This window comes from Extensimonas vulgaris, assembly GCF_003337425.1.
Taxonomy (GTDB): Bacteria; Pseudomonadota; Gammaproteobacteria; order Burkholderiales; family Burkholderiaceae_C; genus Extensimonas; species Extensimonas vulgaris.
The window spans coordinates 315,315-339,128 of the sequence record NZ_QPJU01000002.1 but is presented as its reverse complement, the minus strand read 5'-3'; the positions used below and the strand labels follow the sequence as shown (position 1 = coordinate 339,128).

The window sequence follows — 23,814 nt, the reverse complement described above, 5'->3', positions numbered from 1 at the left end:
AGACCAGGAATTCAGGCTGCCACGACGCGGTTCTTCCCGGCGCGCTTGGCCAAATACATGGCAGCGTCGGCACGCAGCAAGGCTTCGGCGCTGGTTTCGGTGTCTTGCAATTGCACCACGCCTGCGCTGAACGTGATCAGCACCTTTTCCTTGCCTTGCATAAACAGGCGCGTGGAGAGTTCACGCTGCAGGCGCTTCATGGCTTCTACGCCGCTTTCCAGCGTTGTGTCAGGCAGCAGCAGCACGAACTCTTCGCCACCGTACCGACCCAGCAAGTCTTGGGAGCGCATCACCGAGCGCGTCACTTCCGCCAAGTGCACAAGGGCGGCGTCCCCCGTCACGTGACCCAGGCGGTCGTTCAGCTCCTTGAAGTTGTCCAAATCCAGCAGCGCCAGGCACAGCGGCGCGCCCAGCCGACGCGCCCGTGCGATTTCGCGCTCCATGGCTTCGTCTAGCCCTTTGCGGTTGAGCGCACCCGTCAACGGATCATGGCGGACTTGCTCACTGACTTGCGCGAGCTCTTCCTGCAGGCGCACGATTTCGGCCTGGCGCTGCTCGGTGCGGATGCGCAAATCCTCGAGTTCAGCGTGGATCAAGCGACTGTCCAAGGCCATGCTGCGGGTCGCTTGCATGGCCTCTTGCAGCACAGGGGCGATTTCTTCGAGCGTCGTTGCCTGACCGATTTGCGTCGCGCAACGCTCCAGGGTTTCGTGATAAACGTCGCTGGCCACAGTCATCTTGGCCAGGCGTTCGATGAAGCTTGAAAGCAAGGCCTTCATCTGCTCCTGCGCCTCGAGGCTGCGCCCATGCGCCTGCGCCTGCTTGATGATGACGTCCTTGAGGCGGCGCTGTACGCCGTCGAGCCGGCGCAAAGTGATCGGCGGCGTGGTGGCGGCTTTCAAGGCCTCGGCCTGCCCTTGCAGCCAGAGATCATTGGCGCTGAGCACCGCGATGTTTTCGAACACCATGTGCAGCAATTCAAGCAAACGCTCCCGAATGGCCGCCTGCTCTTCGGTGGTAAACGACAGGCGGTAGCTGAAGTTGCCAAGCATTTGCTGCGCCGTGGCAATCGAGGGCCGGGGCGAGCGCAAAAATGCCGTGAGTTGCTGCGCCATCTCATGGATGCGCACGTCTTCCTCGCCGAGCGCGGGCAGCGTGGTTTCCACGAGCCGCGCCAGCAACTGAGCAAACTCCTCGGGCAACACGGACGGTTCGGCGGCATTGTCGGGGCCATCGGCAGCGACAGCAACTGTGGCAACGGCGCTCAATCCTTGGTTCGCATACCCCACCAAGGTGCTTTGCAACAAAGCCCAGTCTTTTTGCGTCACTGCGCGCTCGAACTGTTCCAGCAGGCGTTTTTGCGCCGGCGTCTGCGCCGGCATCACGCGCAGGATGCTGCGCAAGCCGGCCTCGGGAAAGGGCGCCGGGCCGCGCACTCCGGCAATCTCCTCGTACAAAGCACGATAGTTGTCCGGAGTGGGCGGCAGACGGCGCGCCGCCAGTTGTTTGAGCGTTTCGCGCGCAATCTCGGAGGCTGGACGGTCGGCCATGGGACGGCTTCAGGGCAAGGGTCGAGGTGGAGGATAGGGTGGATTCAGGCGTTCACCAGCACCAACTTGCCTCGCACGCTGCGCGCGCCCATGTGCGCATAGGCCGCCGGCAATTCGGTCATGGGCAAGGTGCGGTCGATCACGGGCTTGATCTTGCCCTGCAGATACCAATCGACCAACTCGGCCATCATCTTGGCGTACGCCTGTGGCTCGCGTTTGGCGCATTCGCCGAGCGACACGCCCACGACGGAAGCTCCGCGCAGCAAAACCAGATTCAAAGGCAGGGACGGAATGGTGCCCGAAGCGAACCCCACGACCAGATAACGGCCGCGCCAGGCGATCGAGCGGAAGGCCGGTTCAGCCAGATCGCCCCCCACGGGGTCGTAGATCACCTCGGGCCCCTTGCCGCCCGTGAGCGCCTTGAGGGCCTCGCGCAGGTTTTGCTGGCTGTAGTTGATGGTCTCGTCGGCGCCTATGGAGCGGCACAAGGCGCACTTGCTGTCGCTGGATGCTGCCGCGATCACGCGCGCTCCCAGGTTCTTGGCGATCTGGATGGCCGCCGTGCCCACGCCGCCCGCCGCACCGAGCACGAGCACGGTTTCACCTGCCTTGAGCTGCGCACGATCGACGAGCGCATGGTGCGAAGTGGCATAAATCATCACGAAAGCGGCCGCATCCTCGTGCGAAAAACCCGCGGGCAACGGCAGACACTGCGCGGCCGGCACCACCGCGTGCGTGGCAAAACCGCCCACGCCCGGCATGCACACCACATGCTGACCCACCTGCAACTGCGTGACGCCCGGCCCGAGCGCCTGCACCACGCCGGAAAACTCCGAGCCCGGAATGAAAGGCAGCGGCGGCTTCATTTGGTATTTGTTCTGCACGATCAGCAAGTCGGGAAAATTCAGGCTCGCCGCCTTGATCTCTATCAGGACCTCGCCCTCCTTGGGCGTGGGAGTGGGCAGTTCGCTCCAGGTGAGCGCTTCGACACCGACGGGGTTGCTGCAAAGCCAAGCGTGCATGGAAAGTCTCCTATCGTGAATATGGGTTCCAACGGTCTGGACGCGGGATCATAAGCGCGCCGTGCTCCTACAATGCCAGCCCATCCCCGCACTCGCATCCAGGATGAAAATTCTCCTTTGCAACGACGACGGCTACCAGGCCCCGGGCATCGTGGCCTTGCATGCAGCGCTCCAATCCATCGCCGAGGTGGAGGTGGTCGCGCCCGAGCACAACAACAGCGCCAAGTCCAACGCCCTCACCCTGCATTCGCCGCTGTACGTGCACCGCGCGGCGAACGGCTTTCGCTACGTGAACGGCACGCCGGCCGACTGCGTGCACATCGCCCTCACGGGCTTGCTCGGCTACCGGCCTGACCTGGTGGTCTCGGGCATCAACAACGGCGCCAACATGGGCGACGACACGATTTACTCGGGCACCGTGGGCGCCGCCATGGAGGGCTATCTTTTCGGCATCCCGGCGATCGCTTTTTCGCAGGTGGACAAGGGTTGGGGCGAACTCGAGGCCGCCGCGCACAAGGCGCGTGAGGTCGTTCAGCAGCTGCTTGCGCTGCCGCGGCCCGATCAGGAGCCCTGGCTGTTCAACGTCAACATCCCGAACATGCCGCTGACTGCCTTGCGCGCGCCCAAATTTTGCCGGCTCGGGCGGCGCCACGCCGCCGAGCGCGTGATCACCCAGCAGAGCCCGCACGGCGAGGTGATGTATTGGATCGGCGGCGCAGGCCCGGCCAAAGACGACGCCGATGGCACGGATTTTCACGCGACGGCGCAAGGCCATGTGTCCATCACGCCGCTGCAGATCGATCTCACGGATCACGCCAAACTCGCCCACTGGGCCCGCGTCGCGGCGTATTGGACGGGCGCCGAGCAGCCTGCGGTGCTTTGATGGCCCGTAAACCTGGTTTTCCCGCCCAGCTCGACCTGCCAGGGGCCGCCGCCAAAGCTGCGCGTGCGGCACCAGCATCGCTGCCAGCCAGTACCGCCATACCGCAGGGACTGGGCCTGGACTCGGCGGCAGTGCGTGCGCACATGGTGCAAAAACTCGCCCGCAATGGCATCCGCAATGCTGCCGTATTGCACGCCATGGCCACCGTGGAGCGCCATCGCTTCGTGGACAGCGCTCTCGTCACCCAAGCCTATGAAGACATCAGCCTGCCCATCGGACTCGGGCAAACCATCTCCAAACCGAGCATCGTCGCGCGCATGGCCGAACTCTTGCTCGGTGCGCCGGCCGCCCAGCATGGCCTGGGCCGCGTGCTCGAAATAGGCACCGGTTGCGGCTACCAGGCAGCGGTGTTGAGCATGATGGCGCGCGAGGTCTACAGCATGGAGCGTTTGCGTCAGCTGCACGAAAAGGCCCGCCACAACTTGCGCCCGCTGCGGCTGGCCAATGTGCACTTGCTGTTCGGCGATGGCATGCTGGGCTACGCCCAAGGCGCTCCCTATGCCGGCATCCTGGCGGCGGCTGGCGGTCAAGCCGTGCCTCAGCCATGGTGCGACCAACTGGCCGTGGGCGGACGGCTGGTGGCTCCCATGGCGGTGGCGGGTGGGCAGCAAGTGCTGCTCGTGCTCGACAAAACCGCACACGGGCTGCAACAAACCCTGCTCGAGCCCGTGCACTTCGTCCCTCTAAAATCGGGGATTGCCTGAAGGAAAGTCGATCATGAGGGTTTTTCCGAATTTCGTCACCACTGCGCTCGTCGCACTTGCCGCGGCACTGCTCGTGGGTTGCAATTCAACCCCACTGAACAAAGCTCCTGTAGAAGATCGCAGCAAAGGCGCCTCTGCCAGCAGCACCAGTGGTACAGCCCCAGCCCCCAAACCACCGCCAGGCATCGAAAATGCAGGTAAGCTAGGGTATTACACTGTAAAGCCAGGTGACACCCTGATACGCATCGGCCTGGAAAACGGGCAAAGCTGGAAAGACATCGCACGCTGGAACAACCTCGACAACCCCAATTTGATCGAAGTCGGCCAAGTGCTACGCGTAGCGCCGCCGGGCGCGCAAACCGCGTCTTCGACCGCCCCAGCCAGCGGTGGCGCAGTCACCCACCCCGTGGCTTCTTCGACCGCGGCAACAGCGGCGCCCACTGCCTCGTCTGCCAGCGCGTCCAAATCGTCGGCGGCGCCCGCTGGCTCCGCGAGCACGGCAGTAGCGACTGCCGCGCCCAGCCCTGCCGCGTCGGCCACTCCATCGAGCGCCATGGCCGAAGATGACATCTCTTTCATCTGGCCTGCCTCGGGCAGCTTGATCGCCGGCTTCGACGAAGCACGCAACAAGGGTTACGACATCGCCGGCAAAGCGGGCGACCCCGTTTACGCGGCCGCCGACGGGCGCGTGGTGTATGCGGGCGCGGGGCTGCGCGGCTACGGCAACCTCATCATCCTCAAGCACAACAACACCTTTTTGACGGCCTACGCGCACAACCAGACCCTGCTCGTCAAAGAAGACCAGACCGTGAAGCGCGGACAGAAAATCGCCGAGATGGGCAACACCGACGCCGACCGCGTGAAGCTGCACTTCGAAATCCGCAAGCAAGGCAAGCCGGTCGATCCGGCGCGCTATTTGCCTCCTCGCTGAGCCCTGCTGGGCCTTGCTCCAACCCCGTGCAGCACCACCCGGAGCCCGCATCCCCGATTGAGACGCCTTCATCCGCCACGCCTGCCGAGTCGAGTGGCGCGGACATGCTGGCAGATGAGGGGGACGAGCTCGCCGCTGCCGCCGCCGAGTTGCGCCAGCTCGAGATCGGCGCCGCCCAGCATGGCGCGCGCCTCGATCGGGCGCTGGCCGAACTGGTGCCCGAGTTCTCGCGCAGCTACCTGCAGCAGCTGCTCGCGCAGGGGCTGGTGCAGCGCAACGGCCAGCCCGCGCTCAAAGCGGCCGCGCGCGTGCAGGCGGGCGACCGGGTGTTGGTGGAACTGCGCCCCACCCAGCAAAGCCAGGCCTTCAAGCCGCAGGCGCTGCCGCTGGACGTGGTCTATGAAGACGCCCATCTGCTCGTGATCCACAAACCTGCCGGCATGGTGGTGCACCCGGCGCCCGGCAACTGGAGCGGCACCCTGCTCAACGGCCTGCTCGCGCGCGACCCCAAGGCTTTCGAGGTGCCGCGCGCGGGCATCGTGCACCGGCTCGACAAAGACACCAGCGGCCTGCTCGTGGTGGCCCGCGAGCGCAGCACCATGGACGCGCTGGTGCGCATGATCGCCGCGCGCAGCGTGCGCCGCGAGTACCAGGCCATCGCGCACCAGCGCTGGACGGGGCCCGCACTGCGTCGCATCGACGCGCCGATTGGCCGCGACCCGCGCAACCGCCTGCGCATGGCCGTGGTGGACTTGTCCGTCCATGCCGGCAAACCGGCGCGCACCGACGTGCGCTGGCTCGGCGGCGATGACGCTTTTTGCTGGGTCGAGTGCAGCTTGCACACGGGCCGCACGCACCAAATTCGCGTGCACATGGCTTCGATAGGGCATCCGCTGGTGGCCGATGCCTTGTACGGAGGCACTCCCGCGCTGGGCCTGCAGCGCCAGGCCTTGCATGCCTGGCGCCTCGCCTTCGCGCACCCGGTGACGGGGCAGGCCATGGAATTCGTCGCGCCCGTGCCGCAAGACATGCGCCAGGCCTTGCAAAGGCTGGGCTACAATCCGCCCTGATTTTTTGGCTCATCTTGATGACGAGCCCGCCCGGTGTGACAGGCCAGCGCAGCGCGCAGGCACTCCAGGGTGATGGACGCGCAAGGGGCCATGCCTTGGTGGCAAAACCCCATGACTTACGCAAATCAGGCCTGGCAAGGCGCTCGCCGCGTGGCAAGACACTTCGCTGCATCCTTGTTTGCATAAGTCGAGCCACCATTTACGCAGCAATTTTCCTGAATCAATGAATACGATGGATGCCCCGCGCGTCCTCGAAGCCGCCTTGCTTTGCGCGCCGCAAGCACTCACGACGCGCCAGTTGCGCGCCTTGTTCGACGATGCGCTGGATGCCCAGGCGCTGGAGCAGATATTGCGGGCCTTGCAACAGGAATGGGCTGGGCGTGGCCTCGAGTTGGTGCAAGTCGCGGGCGGCTGGCGCTTTCAAAGCCGGCCGCAGCTGCAGCCGTATCTGGAGCGGCTGCATGCAGAAAAGCCGCAGCGCCATTCGCGGGCCGCGCTCGAGACGCTGGCCATCATCGCGTACCGGCAGCCGGTCACGCGCGGGGACATCGAGGAGATTCGCGGCGTCACCGTGAACAGCCAGACGCTGCGACAGCTCGAAGAGCGCGGCTGGATCGAGGTCGTGGGGCACAAGGAAACGGTGGGTCGGCCGGCGCTGTTTGCGACCACGCGCCAGTTTCTCGACGACCTGGGGCTGCAGTCGCTCGACCAGCTGCCTGCGCTCGAGGATCTCGCGGGCGGCGCGCAGGCATTGGTGGACAGAGTCTCGCAGGTCCAGGATGGCACCGCGAACGCTGCGCGCGAAGTGGCCCGCCCCCCGCAGCTGACGCTGGTGGAGCAGGCTGGGCCGGGCGCGAGTGATTTTTTGCGCGCATGAAAAAAGTGAGGCGCCCGAAGCGGTGCCCGGAGGAAGTGATTGATGAACGATTCCACGCTGGACTTGCAAAGTGCCGCCACCGAAACCGCACCCGCTGCCAAGCCGGCGCGCCAACGCCCGGCACGCCCCAAAAAGGCGGCGTCCGAGAGCGCTGCGGCGGCCACGGCAGCGCCCGTTGTGCTCACCGACGATCCCACGTCGCAAGCGCCGCTGCCGGGGCAGGCCGCCGTGGGCGGTGATGGTGCGCAGGCGGGGCCCCCAAGGGCGCGTGGTGATGCGCCGCGCGCGCGCAGCCAAGGGGCGCGCGGCAAGCAGCAGCAGCCCGCAGCAGCCCTCGGCGCACAGGGTTACCAGTTCGCCGACGTGGTCTCGGGGCGCTTCGATGCCGACGAAGCCAGCGCGCCAGCTGCGGTGCACAAGCGCGTGCTGCTGCCGCAGGCCGAAACACCCAAGCTGCACAAGGTGCTTGCGCAGGCGGGGTTGGGGTCGCGCCTCGAGATGGAGCAGTTGATCCTCGAAGGGCGCATCTCGGTCAATAACGAGCCTGCGCACATCGGCCAGCGCATCCAGTACGGCGACCAGGTCAAGGTCAATGGCAAGCCGCTGCGTGTGCGCATCGCCCCGCCGCCCACGCGCGTGATCGCCTACCACAAACCCGTGGGCGAGGTGGTGACGCACGACGACCCGCAAAACCGCCCGACGGTGTTCCGCAAACTGCCCAAACTGGTGCAAGGCAAGTGGCAGTCCGTGGGGCGGCTGGATTTGAATACCGAAGGGCTGCTGCTCTTTACCAATTCCGGTGCGCTGGCCAACCAGCTCATGCACCCGCGCTTCGGCCTCGAGCGCGAATACGCGGTGCGCGTGCTCGGCGCCCTCAGTGAAGAGGAAAAGCAGCGCCTGCTCGAAGGCGTGCGGCTCGAAGACGGCATGGCCTCGTTTCGCAGCATCGAAGAAGGTGGCGGCGAGGGTGCGAACTGCTGGTATCGCGTCACGATCGCCGAAGGGCGCAACCGCGAGGTGCGGCGCATGTTCGAAGCCGTGGGCCACGCGGTCAGCCGCCTGATCCGCATCCGCTACGGCGCCATGGTGCTGCCACGCGGTCTGCGGCGCGGCGCCTGGCTGGAGCTCGACCCGCAGGAGGTGCGGGCGCTGATGCAGGCCGCCGGTGTCGATGTCGATGAAGGCGAGGGCCGCCGTGCCAACGCCGCACGCCAGCGCGGCGCGAAACAAGGCGGCGAAAAACAAGGTGGCGCACCGGCGGGCAAAGGGGGCCCTTTGCGCAGCCCCCCATCCCGGCGTGGCAAAGCCGAAGGCCAGGGCCCGCGCGCGAATGCCCAGCCCGACCCCATGAAGACCTCGGTAGGCTACATCGGCCGGGACAGCCTCTCGCGCCAGCGTCAGACGCAGCGGCGCTCCGGCAGGGGGCGTTTTGGCGGCGGGCGCTGAGTGCACGCAGCGATGCGCAAATTCGGCGGTTTAAAATCAAAAACTTTGCCCTCTGGGTGAGAATTTTTCAACTTACGCAAATCGGGCTCAGGCAAGGCGCTCGCCCCATGGCAAAACACTTTGCTGCATTCTTGTTTGCGTCAGTCCAGTTTCAAAACCACCAAGGAAATTTTTATGGCCATCGAACGCACCCTTTCCATCATCAAGCCTGACGCCGTCGCCAAGAACGTGATCGGCCAGATTTACGCCCGCTTCGAAGCCGCCGGCCTCAAGATCGTGGCCGCGCGCATGGCGCAGCTCTCGCGCCGCGAAGCCGAGCAGTTCTACGCCGTGCACAAAGAGCGCCCCTTCTTCAAGGACCTGGTGGACTTCATGGTTTCCGGCCCGGTGATGATCCAGGTGCTCGAAGGCGAAAACGCCATCCTCAAGAACCGTGAGCTCATGGGCGCCACCGACCCCAAAAAGGCGGCCCCCGGCACCATCCGCGCCGATTTCGCCGACAGCATCGATGCCAACGCCGTGCATGGCTCCGACGCTGCCGAGACCGCCCAGGTCGAAATCGCCTTCTTTTTTGCCGGCATGGACATCTGCTCGCGCTGACGTGCCGACCTGCGCCTGACCTGGCGCAGCGAGTGCAGGCACGGCACACCCGGGCAAGGGGATGCGTATGACGACCAATCTGCTGGAGTTCGACCTCGACGGGCTCGCGGCTTGGTGCGCGCAGCTCGGGGAAAAGCGCTTTCGCGCGACGCAGCTGTTTCGCTGGATCCACCAGCGCGGTGCGCGCGATTTCGACGCCATGAGCGACCTCGCCAAGTCGCTGCGCGACAAGCTCAAGGCGCTGGCCTGCGTTGCGCCGCTGCCCGTGGTGAGCGAGCAGGTCTCGCGCGACGGCACCATCAAGTGGTTGTTCGACGTGGGCGACGGCAATGCGGTCGAAGCGGTCTTCATCCCCGAAGACGACCGCGCCACCCTGTGCGTTTCGTCGCAGGCGGGTTGCGCCATCGGCTGCCGCTTTTGCTCGACCGGGCACCAGGGCTTCAGCCGCAACCTCACGACGGGTGAGATCGTCGCCCAGCTCTGGTGGGCCGAGCACGAGTTGCGCCGGCGCTTTGGCACGAGCGAGCGCGTCATCTCCAACGTCGTGATGATGGGCATGGGCGAGCCGCTGCAGAACTACACGGCGCTCGTGCCGGCGCTGCGCGTGATGCTCGACGACCATGGCTACGGCTTGTCGCGCCGGCGCGTCACCGTGTCCACTTCGGGCGTGGTGCCCATGATGGACCGGCTCGCGCAGGACTGCCCCGTGGCGCTGGCGGTGTCGCTGCACGCGCCCAACGATGCGCTGCGCGACAACCTGGTGCCGCTCAACCGCAAATACCCGCTGCACGAGCTGCTCGATGCCTGTCGGCGTTACCTGGCGCATGCGCCGCGCGACTTCATCACCTTCGAATACTGCATGCTCGACGGCGTGAACGACCAGCCCGAGCACGCCGCGCAGCTGATCGCCCTGCTGCGCCCCGGTGCGGCCGGTGGCGGCGTGCGCTGCAAGCTCAACCTCATTCCGTTCAACCCCTTCCCGGCCTCGGGCCTGCAGCGCTCCCCGGCAGCGCGGGTCGCGGCCTTTGCCAAAATGCTCAACGATGCGGGTATCGTCACCACCGTGCGCAAGACGCGTGGCGACGACATCGACGCGGCCTGCGGACAGCTCGCCGGCGACGTGCAAGACCGCACGCGCGCCGCCGAACGCATGGCACGCCAGCGCACCGTGGTACTGCACCGGGCCCCGGCGCAGCCGCGCGATTCCGTCCGGCCATAGGTACGACCTGGAGGTGTTCCGAATGAGTGCGAAAGAGGTTCTTGGCAGACCATTGCCGCGCGGGAGCTGCCGCTGGGCGCTCGCAGGCTTGCTGGCGGCCGCTTTGGTGGGTTGCGCAACGCCCCCAGGGACGGCGACGGCGGCGCGTTCGGGCGACATCGTCACCTCGTCCGACGAGACGGAAGGACAGCGGCGTGCGCGCATCCGGCTGGAGCTGGCGGCAGGTTATTTCGAGGCCGGCAAAACCACGGTCGCGCTCGATGAAGTCAAACAGGCGCTCATCGCAGACCCGAATTCCGCCGACGCTTACAACCTGCGCGGCCTGATCTACATGCGCTTGAACGACTTCGGGATTGCCGAAGACAGTTTTCGGCGCGCGCTGGCCTTGCGCCCTGGCGATCCCGACTTGCGGCACAACTATGGCTGGCTGCTGTGCCAGCAGCGCCGGTTTGCCGAGGCCGACCAGAATTTTGTCGCCGCCCTCGCCAGCCCCATCTACCAAGCCAAGGACAAGACGCTGATGGCGCGCGGTCTGTGCCAGGAAGCTGCGCAGCAATACGCCGAGGCCGAGCAGTCCTTTTTCAAGGCCTATGAACTCAATCCGGGCAATCCCGTGGTCGGCTACCACCTGGCCTCCCTGCTGCTGCGCCGCAACGATGCCGAAAGGGCACGCTTTTACATCCGGCGCGTGAACAACAGCGAGTTTTCGAACGCCGAGTCGCTGTGGCTGGGCATCAAGATAGAGCGTGCCTTGGGCAATGCCGTGGCCATGGGGCAATTGGCCGAACAGTTGCACAAGCGCTACCCCGATTCCCGCGAATGGGCCGCCTACGAGCGCGGAGCTTTCAATGACTGATTCGCATGTAGCGCAGGTAGAGCCTACGCAAGAAGCTCCCAAAAACGAAGCGGATGCGGTGCGTGCGGGTGCTCTGCTGCGGGCCGCGCGCGAGGCCGCGGGGGTGCATATCGCCACCCTGGCAGGAACGCTGAAAGTGCCACTCGACAAGCTGCAGGCATTGGAAAACGGCGATCTCGCCGCGCTGCCGGACATGGTGTTTGCGCGCGCGCTGGCTTCGAGCGTGTGCCGTAGCCTCAAGATCGACCCTGCGCCCGTGTTGGCGCTATTGCCCCGCGCGGCGCCGGGGCCGCTACCCGAACAGAGCGCAGGCATCAACACCCCCGTCAAGCACATGGCCGGCAAGTCGCTGGATTTTTCCCCCTCCCACGGCAAACACCGCTGGCTGGGCTGGCTCGTGCTGGCTTTGCTGCTGGGCGCTCTGGCCCTCCTTTTCTGGCCGCACGGTGCGCCAGACAGAAGCACCACAGAGCCAAGCCCGGTGAGCGCGGCTGCCGTGGGCGCTGCTGCCGCTACGGCGCCGCAACCGCTCGAGGCGCAGAGCGCGCTGGCGCCAGCGCCTGGGCCCGCGGTGGCACAAGTGGTCGAGGCGCAAACCCCTGCCCCCGCCCCTGCTTCTGTCGCTTCTGCGGCTTTTGCCGTGACCGTCGAAACGCAGCGCCCCAGCGCCTCGGCCACGGCAGCCGCGCCGGACGGCGGCGGCGCAGCCGCTGCTTCGGCTGCGGCGTCTTCATCCCCCGCCCCAGCGCTTGCCGGCTCTGCGGCGGGCACGGACCTGCTGCTTTTGCGCGCGCGCAGCGCTTCCTGGGTACAGGTGCGCGACGCTGCCGGCAAGGTGGTGCAGGAGCGCACGCTGCAAGCCGGTGAATCCTTGTCCGTGACGGGCACGCCGCCGCTCGCGGTGGTGCTCGGACGCGCCGATGCGGTCGAGGTGTTCGTGCGCGGCCAGCCGTTCGCGCCGCCTGCGGTGTCCAAAGGCAAGGTGGCCCGTTTCGAGGTGAAGTAGTGGCAAACAACGCTCCTGGCAGTTCTCTTTCCCCTGCGCCCATCCCCCTGGCGCAGCCGGCGCCGCGGCGCGCGCGCCAGGCGCGCGTGGTCTGGGGCGGGCATGTGGTCACCGTGGGCGGTGACGCGCCCGTGCGCATCCAGTCGATGACCAACACCGACACGGCCGACGCCGTGGCCACGGCGATCCAGGTGCGCGAGCTCGCGCGCGCGGGCTCGGAGCTCGTGCGCATCACCGTGAACACGCCCGAGGCTGCGGCCGCCGTGCCCTACATCCGCGAACAGCTCGACCGCATGGGCGAGAGCGTGCCGCTGGTCGGCGACTTCCACTACAACGGCCACCGCCTGCTCACCGAATACCCGGACTGCGCGCAGGCGCTGTCCAAATACCGTATCAACCCCGGCAACGTGGGCCACGGCGACAAGCGCGACAAGCAGTTCGCGCAGATGATCGAAGCCGCCGTGCGCTGGGACAAGGCCGTGCGCATCGGCGTGAACTGGGGCAGCTTGGACCAGGCCCTGCTGGCCGAGCTCATGGACGCCAACAGCCGCCGCAGCACGCCCTGGGACGCGCGCCAGGTGATGTACGAGGCGCTCATCAGCTCGGCCATAGACTCCGCACGCCAGGCCGAGCGCCTGGGGCTTGCGGGCGCGCAGATCATGCTTTCGTGCAAGGTCAGCGGCGTGCAGGATTTGATCGCGGTGTATCGCGAGCTCGCGCGCCGTTGCGACTACGCGCTGCACCTGGGCCTGACCGAGGCGGGCATGGGCACCAAGGGCACGGTGGCGTCGAGCGCGGCGCTCGCCATCTTGTTGCAGGAGGGCATCGGCGACACCATCCGCGTCTCGCTCACGCCCGCACCCGGTGAGGCGCGCACGCAGGAAGTCGTGGTCGCGGCAGAGATTTTGCAGGCGCTCGGGCTGCGCAGCTTCGTGCCCAGCGTCACGGCCTGCCCCGGCTGCGGGCGCACGACCAGCACCACCTTCCAGGAGCTGGCCAAGCAGATCGACGACTTTTTGCGCGCGCAAATGCCGCAGTGGCGCGCGCGCTACCCCGGCGTCGAGGGCCTCAAGGTCGCGGTGATGGGCTGCATCGTCAACGGCCCCGGCGAGAGCAAGCACGCCGACATCGGCATCAGCCTGCCCGGCACGGGCGAGGCGCCGGCCGCACCCGTGTTCATCGACGGCGAAAAAGCCCTGACCCTGCGCGGCGAACACATCGCGCGCGATTTTCAGCAGGTGGTGGAAAACTACGTGCAACAGCGCTTCGGCGCGCGGCAGGACGCAGCGCAAACCCCGAACGCGTCGGTTTGACGCGAGGGCACTCTCGGGCAATTCAAAAACAGGCAAAACCGCCCGCAGCGCAGTATGGGAGCGCGTTGAACCATCAAAAAACAGAGCAAGCATGACAGAGAACATCGAGAAAAAAACGCCTGCGGCCAAGCCTGAAAAGCTGGTCGCCGTGAAAGGCATGAACGACATCTTGCCGCCCGAATCCGCGCGCTGGGAATGGCTCGAAGGCAAGGTGCGCAGCCTCATGGAGCGCTACGCCTACCGCAACATCCGCACGCCCATCGTCGAGCCCACGGCGCTGTTCGTGCGCGGCCTGGGCGAAGTGACGGACATCGTCGAAAAAGAGATGTATTCGTTCGAAGACAAGCTCAACGGCGAACACCTGACGCTGCGTCCCGAGGCCACGGCCGGTGTGGTGCGCGCCGTGGTCGAGCACGCACTGCTCTACGACGGCGGCAAGCGCCTTTACTACATGGGGCCGATGTTCCGCCACGAGCGGCCGCAGCGCGGGCGCTACCGCCAGTTCCACCAGATCGGCGCCGAGGCGCTGGGCTTCGCGGGCCCCGAGGTCGATGCCGAACTGATCTTGCTCGCGCACGCGCTGTGGCAGGAGCTCGGCCTGCGCGACGTGCGCCTGGAACTCAACAGCCTGGGCCAGCCCGAGGAGCGCAAGGCGCACCGCAGCGCCTTGATCGCGCACTTCGAGCAGCACCTCGAGCAGCTCGACGAGGACGCACGCCGGCGCCTGCACAGCAACCCTTTGCGCATCCTCGACACCAAAAACCCGGCCATGCAGCCCATCGTCGAAGCCGCGCCGCGCCTGCTCGACTTCCTCGGTGCGGCGTCGCGCGCGCACTTCGAGCGCGTCACGGCGATTCTGGACGCGAGCGGCGTCGCCTGGCGCATCAACCCGCGCCTCGTGCGCGGCATGGACTACTACAACCTCACGGTGTTCGAGTTCATCACCGACCAGCTCGGCGCCCAGGGCACGATCTGCGGCGGCGGGCGCTACGACTACCTGATCGAGCAGATCGGCGGCAAGCCCGCGCCTGCCGTGGGCTGGGCGCTCGGCGTCGAGCGTGTGCTCGAGCTCGTCAAAGAGCAGGGTGAAGCCCCGCCTGCGCCCGTGCCCGACGCCTATGCCATCGTGCCCGACGCAGCCGCGCTGCCCACCGTCATGGCCACGCTGCAAGGCTTGCGTGCGCTGGGCGTGCGCGTGCAGATGCACGCCGCGCCGAGCGCGGACGCAGGCATGGGCAGCATGAAGTCGCAGTTCAAAAAGGCCGACACGAGCGGTGCACGCTTCGCGCTCGTGTTCGGCGCGGACGAGCTCGCGCGCGGCGCGCTCACCTGCAAGGCGCTGCGCGACGGCAGCGGCGCGCAAACCGAGCACGCGCTCGCCGACCTCCCCGCCCTGGCCGCCACCCTACAATCGCAGCGCTGATTTCCCCTTCACCACCCATGGCCCAACACCTAGACCTCGAAGAACAAGAGCAGATCGAGCAGATCAAGCATTTCTGGAACACCTGGGGCAACCTGATCACCGCCGTGCTCGTGCTGGCGTTCGGTGCGCTCGCTGCCTGGAACGGCTACCAATACTGGCAAAACCGCCAAGCCACGCAGGCCGCCGGCCTGTTCGATGCCTTCGACATGGCTGCGCGCGCCGGCGACATGCAAAAAATGGAGCAGGCTTTTGGCGATCTGCGCGCCTCTTACGCCAGTACGGTGCAAGCCGCGCAGGCCGGCATGCTGCTCGCCAAGGCGCAGGTGGACAAAGACCAGCTCGACGCGGCCAAGGGCACGCTGGCCTGGGTGGCGAGCCATGCGGGCGACGAGGCCTACCAGGCGCTCGCGCACTTGCGCTTATCGGGCGTGCTCATGGAGCAAAAAGCCCTGGACGAGGCGCTCCAGCAAGTCGCGGGCAATTTCCCCGCGCCATTCGAGGCGCTCGCGGCCGACCGCAAGGGCGACATTCTGATGCTCATGGACAAACGCAAAGAAGCTGCCGCGGCCTACGCACAGGCTTACAAAACCTTCGCCGTCGAGAGCCAATACCGCCGTCTCGTCGAAATCAAACTGCAGGCGCTGGGCGCGGCGCCCGAGGCGAATGCAGCTTCTGCCCCCAGCCCGGCCACGAAAGGATGACGCCCATGACGACCCAAGCCAGCGCCTTTTTGCGCTTTGCGCTCCTGCTGGTGTTCAGTGCCGTGCTCAGCGCCTGCTCGTGGCTGGGCATAGGAAGCAGCGCCAAGCAAAAGCCCGCCGATCTGGGGCCCAATGTGCCTGTACTCGGCGTGCGCCAGTCGTGGACAGCAACCATAGGCAGCGTCGAAGGCCTGCCGCTCGAGGTGCAGGTCAACGGCCATGTCGTGACGCTCGCCGCGCGCGACGGCACGGTGGCGGCGCTCGATGGGCGCACGGGCGGCGACATCTGGCGCACCCAGCTGCGCACCCCGCTGTCCGCAGGCGTGGGCAGCGACGGTAAGTGGACGGCCGTGGTCACGCACGACAACCAGCTCGTGGTGCTCGAAGGCGGCAAGGAGCTGTGGCGCCAGCGCCTGGGCACGCAGGTGTTCACGGCGCCGCTGGTGGCGGGCTGGCGCGTGTTCGTGCTCGGCGCCGACCGCTCCGTGAGCGCGTTCGACGCCGCCACGGGCCGACGCCTGTGGGCGCAGACGCGCACCAGCGATCCGCTGGTGCTGCGCCAGGCCGGGGTCTTGCTGCCCGTGCGCGATACGCTCGTGGCCGGCATCTCGGGGCGCATGGTGGGCTTCAACCCCGACAACGGCAGCATCCGCTGGGAGGCGCCGATCGCGAGCGCGCGCGGTGCGAACGACCTCGAACGCCTGATCGACCTCGTCGGGCGCGTGAGCCGCGAGGGCGACAGCGTCTGCGCGCGCGCTTTCCAGGCGGCCGTGGGTTGCGTGGACACGGCGCGCGGCACGGTGGTCTGGACGCAGCTCGCAAGTGGCGCCGAGGGCGTGCACGGCGACGCGGACTACGTCTATGGCACCGAGAGCAACGGCCTCGTCGTGGCCTGGCGGCGCCTCGACGGCACGCGCGCCTGGACGGTGGACCGGCTCAAATTCCGCAAGCTCACCGCGCCGCTCGCGCTCGGCCGCGCCGTGGTGATCGGCGACAACACCGGCTTGGTGCACCTGCTCGCACGCGACGACGGCGCGCCGCTCAATCGCCTGAGCACCGACGACTCCGGCGTCGCCACGGCGCCCGTCGTGGCCGGCGAAACGCTGATCGTCGTTACGCGCAAGGGTAGCGTGTATGGTTTTCGCCCCGAATGATGGGTACCCAACGCATGAAACCCGTGATCGCCCTCGTCGGGCGGCCCAACGTCGGTAAATCGACGCTGTTCAACCGCCTCACCAAGTCGCGCGATGCCATCGTGGCCGACTTCGCGGGGCTCACGCGCGACCGCCACTATGGCCAGGGCCGCCAAGGCAAGTACGAATACATCGTCATAGACACTGGCGGCTTCGAGCCCGACGCGGCCAGCGGCATCTACCACGAGATGGCCAAGCAGACGCAGCAGGCCGTGGCCGAGGCCGATGTGGTGTTGTTCATCGTCGATGCGCGCGCGGGCCTTTCGGCGCAAGACCATGACATCGCGAACTACCTGCGCCGCCTCGGCAAACGCTGCGTGCTCGTGGCCAACAAGGCCGAGGGCATGCGCGAAGGCGCGCAGCTCTCCGAGTTCTACGAGCTCGGCCTGGGCGAGGTGCACCCTGTCTCGGCCGCGCACGGCCAAGGCATACGCAGCCTGATCGAGTTCGCGCTCGAACCCCTGCAAGGGCCCGAACCCGAGGAAGCGCCCGAAGACACGGCGACGGCGGACGTGATCCGGCTCGCCGTTGCGGGACGGCCGAACGTGGGCAAGTCCACGCTCATCAACGCCTGGCTCGGCGAGGAGCGGCTCGTCGCATTCGACCTGCCGGGCACCACGCGCGATGCCATCCGCGTGCCCTTCGAGCGCAACGGCCAGCGCTTCGAACTCATAGACACTGCGGGACTGCGCCGCAAGGGGCGCGTGTTCGAGGCGATCGAAAAATTCTCCGTCGTCAAGACCCTGCAGGCCATAGAGTCGGCGCATGTGGTGCTGCTGCTGCTCGACGCGACGCAGGGTGTCACCGACCAGGACGCGCACATCGCAGGCTTCGCGCTCGAGAGCGGCCGCGCCGTGGTGCTCGCGGTCAACAAATGGGACGCGGTGGACGAGTACCAGCGCCAACTGCTCGAGCGCTCGATCGAAACGCGGCTGGCCTTTCTGAAGTTCGCCAAGATCCACTTCATCTCGGCCAAAAAGCGCCAGGGGTTGGGCCCGCTATGGGCTTCGATCATCGAAGCCTACCAGTCGGCCACGCGCAAAATGCCCACGCCCCAGCTCACGCGCGTGTTGCACGAGGCCGTGCAATACCAGGCACCCAAGCGCGCCGGCATGTTCCGCCCCAAGCTGCGCTACGCCCACCAAGGCGGCATGAACCCGCCCGTGATCGTGATCCACGGCAACTCGCTCGAGCATGTCGCGGACGCTTACAAGCGCTACCTCGAAGGGCGTTTTCGCAAGGAGTTCAAGCTCGTGGGCACGCCCTTGCGCATCGAGTTCAAAACTTCGCAAAACCCCTACGCCGACAAAGGCGAGTGAGCGCAGCAGCTGCGTTGCGCGCTCGGCACAAACCACTTTCAGGTTGTCCGTGAAACGGTGCGGCGCGCGGGCGCTGATGGATGTTTTGGGCCACGGCAAAGCAATCCGTGTCACTGCGAGCCCCGCAGAGGCGTCGCAATCCAGTCCCGTCCATTGCGGCGTGCGCAAGCGCTGTTACGCAGGCTCCATGCATGTCATTGAGGTCACATTCCAATTTCTGGGTGGCGTTGACGGGGCAAAGGGAGGATGCCGGGATATGCGCCCGGCGGCGCACCTTCTTTTCTTGTCTCGCCAAGAAAAGAAGGCAAAAGAAGGCGACCCTGCTGTCTGCGTCCCTGTGCGCCTGCTCGGCGCCCAGGGCAACCTGCGGTGCTCGCGCCCGGCGGGGTCGCGCGAAACTCGCTGCGCTCAAACAATCGCGCGCCCTTGATCCGCCGGGCGCTGCGCTCCTCGGCGCAGCCAAAAAGGGCGGGATACCCTGCGGGCCTTCGCTGTGCTCGGCCCTTTGCAAGAAGGCACCCGTCATTGCGGCGTGCGCAGGCGCTGTTGCCAAGGCCCCATGGATTGCCGCGGGCCTTCGGCCCTCGCAATGACGGAGAAAGAGCATCCAGCGCCCTCTTGAACCATCTTTAACCCAGATTGTCCATTAGGCGGTGCTGCGCACCTACGCGGGCGTTGGCGGACGTCTGCCGGTCATTTTGGCCGCGGCTTCGGCGTCCATGGCACTGGCCATGGACTTCTCACCCGCGACCAAACTGCCGCGCCAGCCGCCTCGCCACCATCCCGCGTCCTAATGAACAATCTGGGTTTAAGAGAGAACGCCTTTCAGGCGCCGTCCGCTGCCTCCATGCGCGCAAGGGCGTCGAACGGCAGGGTCTGCTTGACCAGAATCAGCGTGCAGGGCGCGTCGCGCGCCACGCGCATGGGCACCGTGGCAATGAAACGTTGCAGCTGCAGGCCGTGCGTGGCCGCGCCCAGGATCATCAGGCTGACGTGGTTGCCGGCGGCGTAGCGCACCAGCGCCTGCGCCACGTCGCTCGCTTCGAGCACATGGAAGCTCACGCTGTGGCCCTGCAAGTCGAGCGGCGCGGCCCATTGCTTGAGACGCGCGATATGTTGGCGGTGCAGGCTGGTTTCGCTGCGTGCGCCGTCGCTGGAACTGCTGGCCGAGGGCGAGAGCACCGTCACGCAGGCCAGGCGCGCGCCAGGACGTATCCCCAGCGAGCGCGCCACCGCCTGGCGCAGCGAATACAGCGTGGCGTCGCTCGCATCCTCATGCGGCACGGCCACCATGACGATGGGCACCTCTTCGATCTGGCGCGCAGGCAAGGGGCTGGGCTGGTAGTGCATGCCCATGGCCTTGATCCAGCGCCGCAGCTGGCTGCGCAGGGTGGGCCCGCGCACCTGCTGGCCGCGTTCGGTCAGGGGCACTTGCGCGGGGTTGCGAAGGTCGAAAGCCAGGTGCGCGGCCGAAGGGTAGCGCTGCGCGGCCTCGGCTTCGAGGCAGCGCAGGATGACCTCCTGCAGCCAGGGCGGCAAGTCGGGGCGGTGGCGGCGCGGCGGCGTGGGCGCCATCCACAGGCGCTGGCGCATGCCGCCGCGCGTGGTCGGGGCGCCAAAGGGCAGCTCGCCTGTCGCGAGCTCGTAGAGCATCACGCCGATCGCGAAGATGTCGCTGCGCGGGTCGCCGCGCACGCCCACCACCTGCTCGGGCGCGATCCACGCGGGCGAGCCCACCGCCAGGCGCAGCTCCTCGGCGAGCAAGTCGGGGTAATGCGCATGCCACGACAGCCCGAAGTCGAGCAGTACGGCGTGGTCGGGCGTCTTGAACAGCACGTTGCCGGGCTTGAGGTCGAGGTGGCAGGCGTTTTGCTGGTGCAGGCTGTGCGCGGCGTCGGCCATGGCAGCGCCCAGGCGCGCGATCTCTTGCGGCTCCAGGCGCTGGCCCAGCCAATGCTCGAGCGTCTGTCCAGGCACGTACTCCATCACCAGGTAGGGCAGCCGCTGCAGGTCGCCTGCTGCGACGAAGCGCGGCACGTGCGGGCCCGTGAGCGCGGGCAGGATTTGCAGCTCGACCTCGAAGCTCACGATGTTCTCGGCACCGTCGCCCGCGGTCATGCGCGGGATTTTCATGGCCATCGGAAAGCCCGGGTCGGGCGCGCCCTGCGCGTACTCGACGCGGTAGATGTGCGCCATCCCGCCCGCGTGTATGCATTCGAGCACGCGAAAGCCGTCGACCAGCGTGCCGGCCTCGAGCAGCTTCATTGCCCACGCTCCAGCCGCTGGGCGAAAAACTCCGGCAGCGCGCCCGTGGCACGGATCGCCGCAGCCGCCGCCGCATGGTCGTACGCCACGCGCTCGAAGCGCAGCAGCCAGGCGCGCGTGTCGAGCAAGGCGTACATGGCGCGCGCATCGCCGTCGCGCGGCTGCCCGACCGAGCCCACGGTGGCCAGCCACTGCCGGTGCGGCGCAACCGGGATAGCCACGCCCGCCACCGGTGCAAAGCGCATCAGGCTGCGCCCCGTGCCGCGGTAAAAAAGGCTTTGCTGGTGCACATGGCCGCAAAACACGTGCTGCACACCCGGGTGCTGCGTGGCGGCGTCCAGGCTTTGCTGCGCGACCACCGCGTTGTCTGCGTAGCGCCAGCGCTCGGGCGCATCGGCGGTGGCGTGCACCAGCAAGATGCCATCGACCACCGCCGTGAGCGGCAGCGCCGCGAGGAAGTCGCGCTCTTCGGCAACAAGCTGCGCATGCGTCCAGGCCGCGCTCAGCGCCGCCATCGAAGGGGCCTGCTGCGCCGCTGCCGGCTGAGGACGCACGGCCTGCGCATCGTGGTTGCCTTGCACGAGCAAAGCGCCCTGCGCCGCGAGCGCCATCGCCTGCTGCACCACGTAGCGTGGATCGGCGCCGTAACCCACGAGGTCGCCGAGCAGCGCAAAGCGCTCGGCGCCTTGTGCGCGCGCGTGCGCCAGGCAGGCATCGAAAGCCTGGCGATTGGCGTGCAGATCGGACAATAAGGCGAGTTTCACGGCATTGATCGTAACCTCGGCAGCTGCAGCGTGCGGCAAGCATGGGTGACGCCACGCTCGCCGGCTCCGTTACCATCGGCGCATGATTTGGTTGTCCCTGGTGGCCTTTTTTGTGGCTTGGCTGTCTTCGGGCTTGGTTGTGCGCTGGCTGCGCGGCCATGCGCAACGCTACGGCCAGAATGTGCCGCAGCGCTTTCATTCGGGCGACGTGCCGCGCCTCGGGGGTGCGGCAATGCTGCTCGGCCTCGCTTGCAGCTGGCTGCTGGGCATCTGGCACACCAGCGCCGGCAATGTCAGCAACTTGTACCTCGGCAGCTGGGTGGGCGCGTGGCTCGTGACGCTGCTGCCCGCGGTGCTTGGCGGCATCGCCGAAGACCTGACGCAGCGCCTGCCGGTGCGCTCGCGCCTGGTCTTGACCGGCGTCTCGGCGGTGCTCGCCGTTGCCTGGCTGGGCCTTGCCGTGCCGCGCCTGGGGCTGCCCTGGCTGGATGCGCTGCTCGCCGCCGCGCCGTGGCTGGGCGCAGGCATCGCGCTGCTCGCGGTCGCGGGCCTGCCGCATGCGTTCAACATCATCGACGGCTACAACGGCCTGGCCGGCATGGTGGCGCTGATCGTGTGCCTCGCGCTCGCGCACGTGGCGCTGCAGGTGGGCGACCGCGCGCTCGCGGCGCTCATGGTGTCCACGGCGGCCGTGACGGCCGGCTTTTTGCTGTGGAACTACCCGCGCGGCGTGTTGTTTGCCGGCGACGGCGGCGCCTACCTCTGGGGCGTGGTGATCGCGCTCGCAAGCATCGCGCTGGTGCAGCGCCACCCGCAGGTGTCGCCGTGGTTTCCCATGCTGCTGCTCATCTACCCGGTGTGGGAGACGCTGTTTTCGATCTACCGCAAGCTCGCGCGCGGGGTGTCGCCGGGCGTGGCCGATGCGCTGCATTTTCACCAGCTGATCTACCGGCGCATCGTGCGCAGCGTGTTCCACGACGACGAGGCGCGGCGCATGCTGATGCGCAACAACCGCACCGCGCCCTATCTGTGGGGCTTCACCATGCTCTCGGTGGCGCCGGCGGTGCTGTTTTGGGGCAATACGCCGGTGCTCATGGCGTTTTGCCTGCTGTTCGTCGTGCTCTATGTGGCGGCCTACCTGACCATCGTGCGCTTCAAGGTGCCGCCCTGGCTGCAGCGTTGAACCGCTTTTGCCGTCATGGCGATGCGGCACAATTTGCGCTTTGTGCATCAACCACCGAACGGCCCGCCGCCATGACCGACCTGCTCTCGATTTCCCCGCGCGACAAGGCAGAAATCCTCGCCCAGGCGCTGCCCTACATCCGCAAGTTCCACGGCAAGACCATCGTCATCAAGTACGGCGGCAACGCCATGACCGACCCGGCGCTGCAGGCCGATTTTGCCGAGGACGTGGTGCTGCTCAAGCTCGTGGGCATGAACCCCGTGGTGGTGCACGGCGGCGGCCCGCAGATAGAGACGGCGCTGCAGCGGCTGGGCAAGAAGGGCGAATTCATCCAGGGCATGCGCGTGACCGACGCCGAGACCATGGAAGTGGTCGAATGGGTGCTGGCCGGCGAGGTGCAGCAGGACATCGTGGGCCTGATCAACCAGGCCGGCGGCAAGGCCGTGGGCCTCACGGGGCGCGACGGCGGCATGATCCGCGCGCAAAAGCTGCGCATGCTCGACACCAAAGACCCGAGCATCGAGCACGACGTGGGCCAGGTCGGCGACATCGTGGCCATTGACCCCAGCGTGGTCAAGGCGCTGCAGGACGACGCCTTCATCCCCGTCATCAGCCCGATCGGCTTTGGCGAGAACAACGAGAGCTACAACATCAACGCCGACGTGGTCGCGAGCAAGCTCGCGGTGGTGCTGCAGGCCGAAAAGCTCATGCTGCTGACCAACACCCCGGGTGTGCTCGACAAGGAAGGCCGCCTGCTCACCGACCTCACGGCGCGCGAGATCGACGCCCTGTTTGCCGACGGCACCATCTCGGGCGGGATGCTGCCCAAAATCTCCGGCGCGCTCGACGCCGCCAAGGCGGGCGTGCACGCCGTGCACATCATCGACGGGCGCGTGCCGCATGCGATGCTGCTCGAAATCCTGACCGACCAAGCCTACGGCACCATGATCCGCAGCCATTGAAGAGGCCCTGCAGCGCACCTGCCGGACGGCTCGAAAATGCTTTTTTGATAGCTGCCAACGCCTATGGCGCCTTGGTTTGCGGTCGATTTGATGCTTATTCCGTGGCACTGCCGGCCTGCGATGCCAACAGGCACCTGCAGGCGCCGAGGCCGAAAGTCAAACCAGGACAAGGGCCTTTTTCTATCTATTGAACCCAGATTGCCCATTAGGCGGTGCTGCGCACCTACGCAGGCGTTGGCGGACGTCTGCCGGTCATTTTGGCCGCGGCTTCGGCGTCCATGGCACCGGCCATGGACTTCTCACCCGCGACCAAACTGCCACGCCAGCCGCCTCGCCACCATCCCGCGTCCTAACGAACAATCTGGGTTGAATAGCAATCAACGCTTGCCATTCCTGGGCTAAAGCGCATTTTTTTCGATCTTTTCGCCCCGGCGACTTGCGCGCGCCCGGGGGGACGCGACTGACCC

Annotated in this window: 21 protein-coding genes; 17 read left to right on the top strand and 4 right to left on the bottom strand. The window is 66.9% G+C overall.

Annotated elements, in window-relative coordinates:
- Window positions 1-11: 11 nt before the first annotated feature.
- Together DFR45_RS04490 and DFR45_RS04485 are read right to left on the bottom strand one after the other, a co-directional pair.
- On the bottom strand, window positions 12-1,550 hold the full coding sequence (locus DFR45_RS04490) for a GGDEF domain-containing protein (protein WP_114482488.1): 1,539 nt from the start codon (window positions 1,548-1,550) through the stop codon (window positions 12-14).
- Window positions 1,551-1,594: 44 nt separating this feature from the next.
- Entirely contained in the window at window positions 1,595-2,572 is a 978-nt protein-coding gene (locus DFR45_RS04485; protein ID WP_114482487.1) for an NADPH:quinone oxidoreductase family protein, read from the bottom strand.
- A gap of 103 nt (window positions 2,573-2,675) precedes the next feature.
- Between DFR45_RS04485 and surE the strand changes: the two genes are divergently transcribed.
- The 15 genes from surE (at window position 2,676) to der (ending at window position 18,173) form a co-directional block, all read left to right on the top strand.
- Window positions 2,676-3,455: a 5'/3'-nucleotidase SurE gene (gene surE, locus DFR45_RS04480; protein ID WP_114482486.1), complete on the top strand. Its 780-nt coding sequence runs from the start codon at window positions 2,676-2,678 to the stop codon at window positions 3,453-3,455.
- Window positions 3,455-4,219 carry a protein-L-isoaspartate(D-aspartate) O-methyltransferase gene (locus DFR45_RS04475; protein ID WP_114482485.1) on the top strand — a complete coding sequence of 255 codons (765 nt, stop codon included), beginning with the start codon at window positions 3,455-3,457 and terminating at the stop codon, window positions 4,217-4,219. Before surE ends, DFR45_RS04475 begins: the two co-directional genes overlap by 1 nt.
- A 13-nt stretch (window positions 4,220-4,232) precedes the next feature.
- Window positions 4,233-5,150, top strand: coding sequence for a peptidoglycan DD-metalloendopeptidase family protein (locus DFR45_RS04470; protein WP_114482484.1), 918 nt, complete (start codon window positions 4,233-4,235; stop codon window positions 5,148-5,150).
- 104 nt (window positions 5,151-5,254) lie between these two features.
- Window positions 5,255-6,220 (top strand): RluA family pseudouridine synthase, encoded by a 966-nt coding sequence (locus DFR45_RS04465; protein WP_114482483.1) that lies wholly within the window; start codon window positions 5,255-5,257, stop codon window positions 6,218-6,220.
- Window positions 6,221-6,443: 223 nt separating this feature from the next.
- A complete protein-coding gene (scpB, locus tag DFR45_RS04460; protein ID WP_114482482.1) occupies window positions 6,444-7,097 on the top strand; it encodes an SMC-Scp complex subunit ScpB in 654 nt (217 codons plus the stop codon).
- Between the two features lie 42 nt (window positions 7,098-7,139).
- On the top strand, window positions 7,140-8,543 hold the full coding sequence (locus DFR45_RS04455) for a pseudouridine synthase (protein ID WP_114482481.1): 1,404 nt from the start codon (window positions 7,140-7,142) through the stop codon (window positions 8,541-8,543).
- A gap of 174 nt (window positions 8,544-8,717) precedes the next feature.
- On the top strand, window positions 8,718-9,143 hold the full coding sequence (gene ndk, locus DFR45_RS04450; protein ID WP_114482480.1) for a nucleoside-diphosphate kinase: 426 nt from the start codon (window positions 8,718-8,720) through the stop codon (window positions 9,141-9,143).
- A gap of 67 nt (window positions 9,144-9,210) precedes the next feature.
- Window positions 9,211-10,362 (top strand): dual-specificity RNA methyltransferase RlmN, encoded by a 1,152-nt coding sequence (gene rlmN / locus DFR45_RS04445; protein WP_114482479.1) that lies wholly within the window; start codon window positions 9,211-9,213, stop codon window positions 10,360-10,362.
- Between the two features lie 22 nt (window positions 10,363-10,384).
- Window positions 10,385-11,218 carry a type IV pilus biogenesis/stability protein PilW gene (gene pilW / locus DFR45_RS04440; protein WP_114482478.1) on the top strand — a complete coding sequence of 278 codons (834 nt, stop codon included), beginning with the start codon at window positions 10,385-10,387 and terminating at the stop codon, window positions 11,216-11,218.
- Window positions 11,211-12,224, top strand: a complete 1,014-nt coding sequence (locus DFR45_RS04435; protein WP_114482477.1) for a RodZ domain-containing protein — start codon at window positions 11,211-11,213, stop codon at window positions 12,222-12,224. Before pilW ends, DFR45_RS04435 begins: the two co-directional genes overlap by 8 nt.
- Complete coding sequence (gene ispG, locus DFR45_RS04430; RefSeq protein WP_114482476.1) at window positions 12,224-13,537, top strand: flavodoxin-dependent (E)-4-hydroxy-3-methylbut-2-enyl-diphosphate synthase; 1,314 nt, start codon at window positions 12,224-12,226, stop codon at window positions 13,535-13,537. Before DFR45_RS04435 ends, ispG begins: the two co-directional genes overlap by 1 nt.
- 91 nt (window positions 13,538-13,628) lie before the next feature.
- A complete protein-coding gene (gene hisS / locus DFR45_RS04425) occupies window positions 13,629-14,960 on the top strand; it encodes a histidine--tRNA ligase (protein ID WP_114482475.1) in 1,332 nt (443 codons plus the stop codon).
- A 17-nt stretch (window positions 14,961-14,977) separates the two neighbouring features.
- Window positions 14,978-15,661: a YfgM family protein gene (locus DFR45_RS04420; RefSeq protein WP_114482474.1), complete on the top strand. Its 684-nt coding sequence runs from the start codon at window positions 14,978-14,980 to the stop codon at window positions 15,659-15,661.
- Window positions 15,662-15,666: 5 nt separating this feature from the next.
- Window positions 15,667-16,815 (top strand): outer membrane protein assembly factor BamB, encoded by a 1,149-nt coding sequence (bamB, locus tag DFR45_RS04415; protein WP_114482697.1) that lies wholly within the window; start codon window positions 15,667-15,669, stop codon window positions 16,813-16,815.
- A 14-nt stretch (window positions 16,816-16,829) separates the two neighbouring features.
- On the top strand, window positions 16,830-18,173 hold the full coding sequence (gene der, locus DFR45_RS04410; RefSeq protein ID WP_114482473.1) for a ribosome biogenesis GTPase Der: 1,344 nt from the start codon (window positions 16,830-16,832) through the stop codon (window positions 18,171-18,173).
- Window positions 18,174-18,998: 825 nt separating this feature from the next.
- On the opposite strand, the gene DFR45_RS04405 is transcribed toward der, so the two are convergent.
- Window positions 18,999-20,438 carry a bifunctional serine/threonine-protein kinase/universal stress protein gene (locus DFR45_RS04405; protein ID WP_114482472.1) on the bottom strand — a complete coding sequence of 480 codons (1,440 nt, stop codon included), beginning with the start codon at window positions 20,436-20,438 and terminating at the stop codon, window positions 18,999-19,001.
- On the bottom strand, window positions 20,435-21,202 hold the full coding sequence (locus tag DFR45_RS04400) for a metallophosphoesterase family protein (RefSeq protein WP_114482696.1): 768 nt from the start codon (window positions 21,200-21,202) through the stop codon (window positions 20,435-20,437). Before DFR45_RS04400 ends, DFR45_RS04405 begins: the two co-directional genes overlap by 4 nt.
- An 82-nt stretch (window positions 21,203-21,284) precedes the next feature.
- Between DFR45_RS04400 and DFR45_RS04395 the strand changes: the two genes are divergently transcribed.
- Together DFR45_RS04395 and argB are read left to right on the top strand one after the other, a co-directional pair.
- Complete coding sequence (locus DFR45_RS04395; RefSeq protein ID WP_114482471.1) at window positions 21,285-22,385, top strand: glycosyltransferase family 4 protein; 1,101 nt, start codon at window positions 21,285-21,287, stop codon at window positions 22,383-22,385.
- A gap of 71 nt (window positions 22,386-22,456) precedes the next feature.
- Window positions 22,457-23,347: an acetylglutamate kinase gene (gene argB, locus DFR45_RS04390; RefSeq protein ID WP_114482470.1), complete on the top strand. Its 891-nt coding sequence runs from the start codon at window positions 22,457-22,459 to the stop codon at window positions 23,345-23,347.
- The last annotated feature ends 467 nt before the right edge of the window (window positions 23,348-23,814 follow it).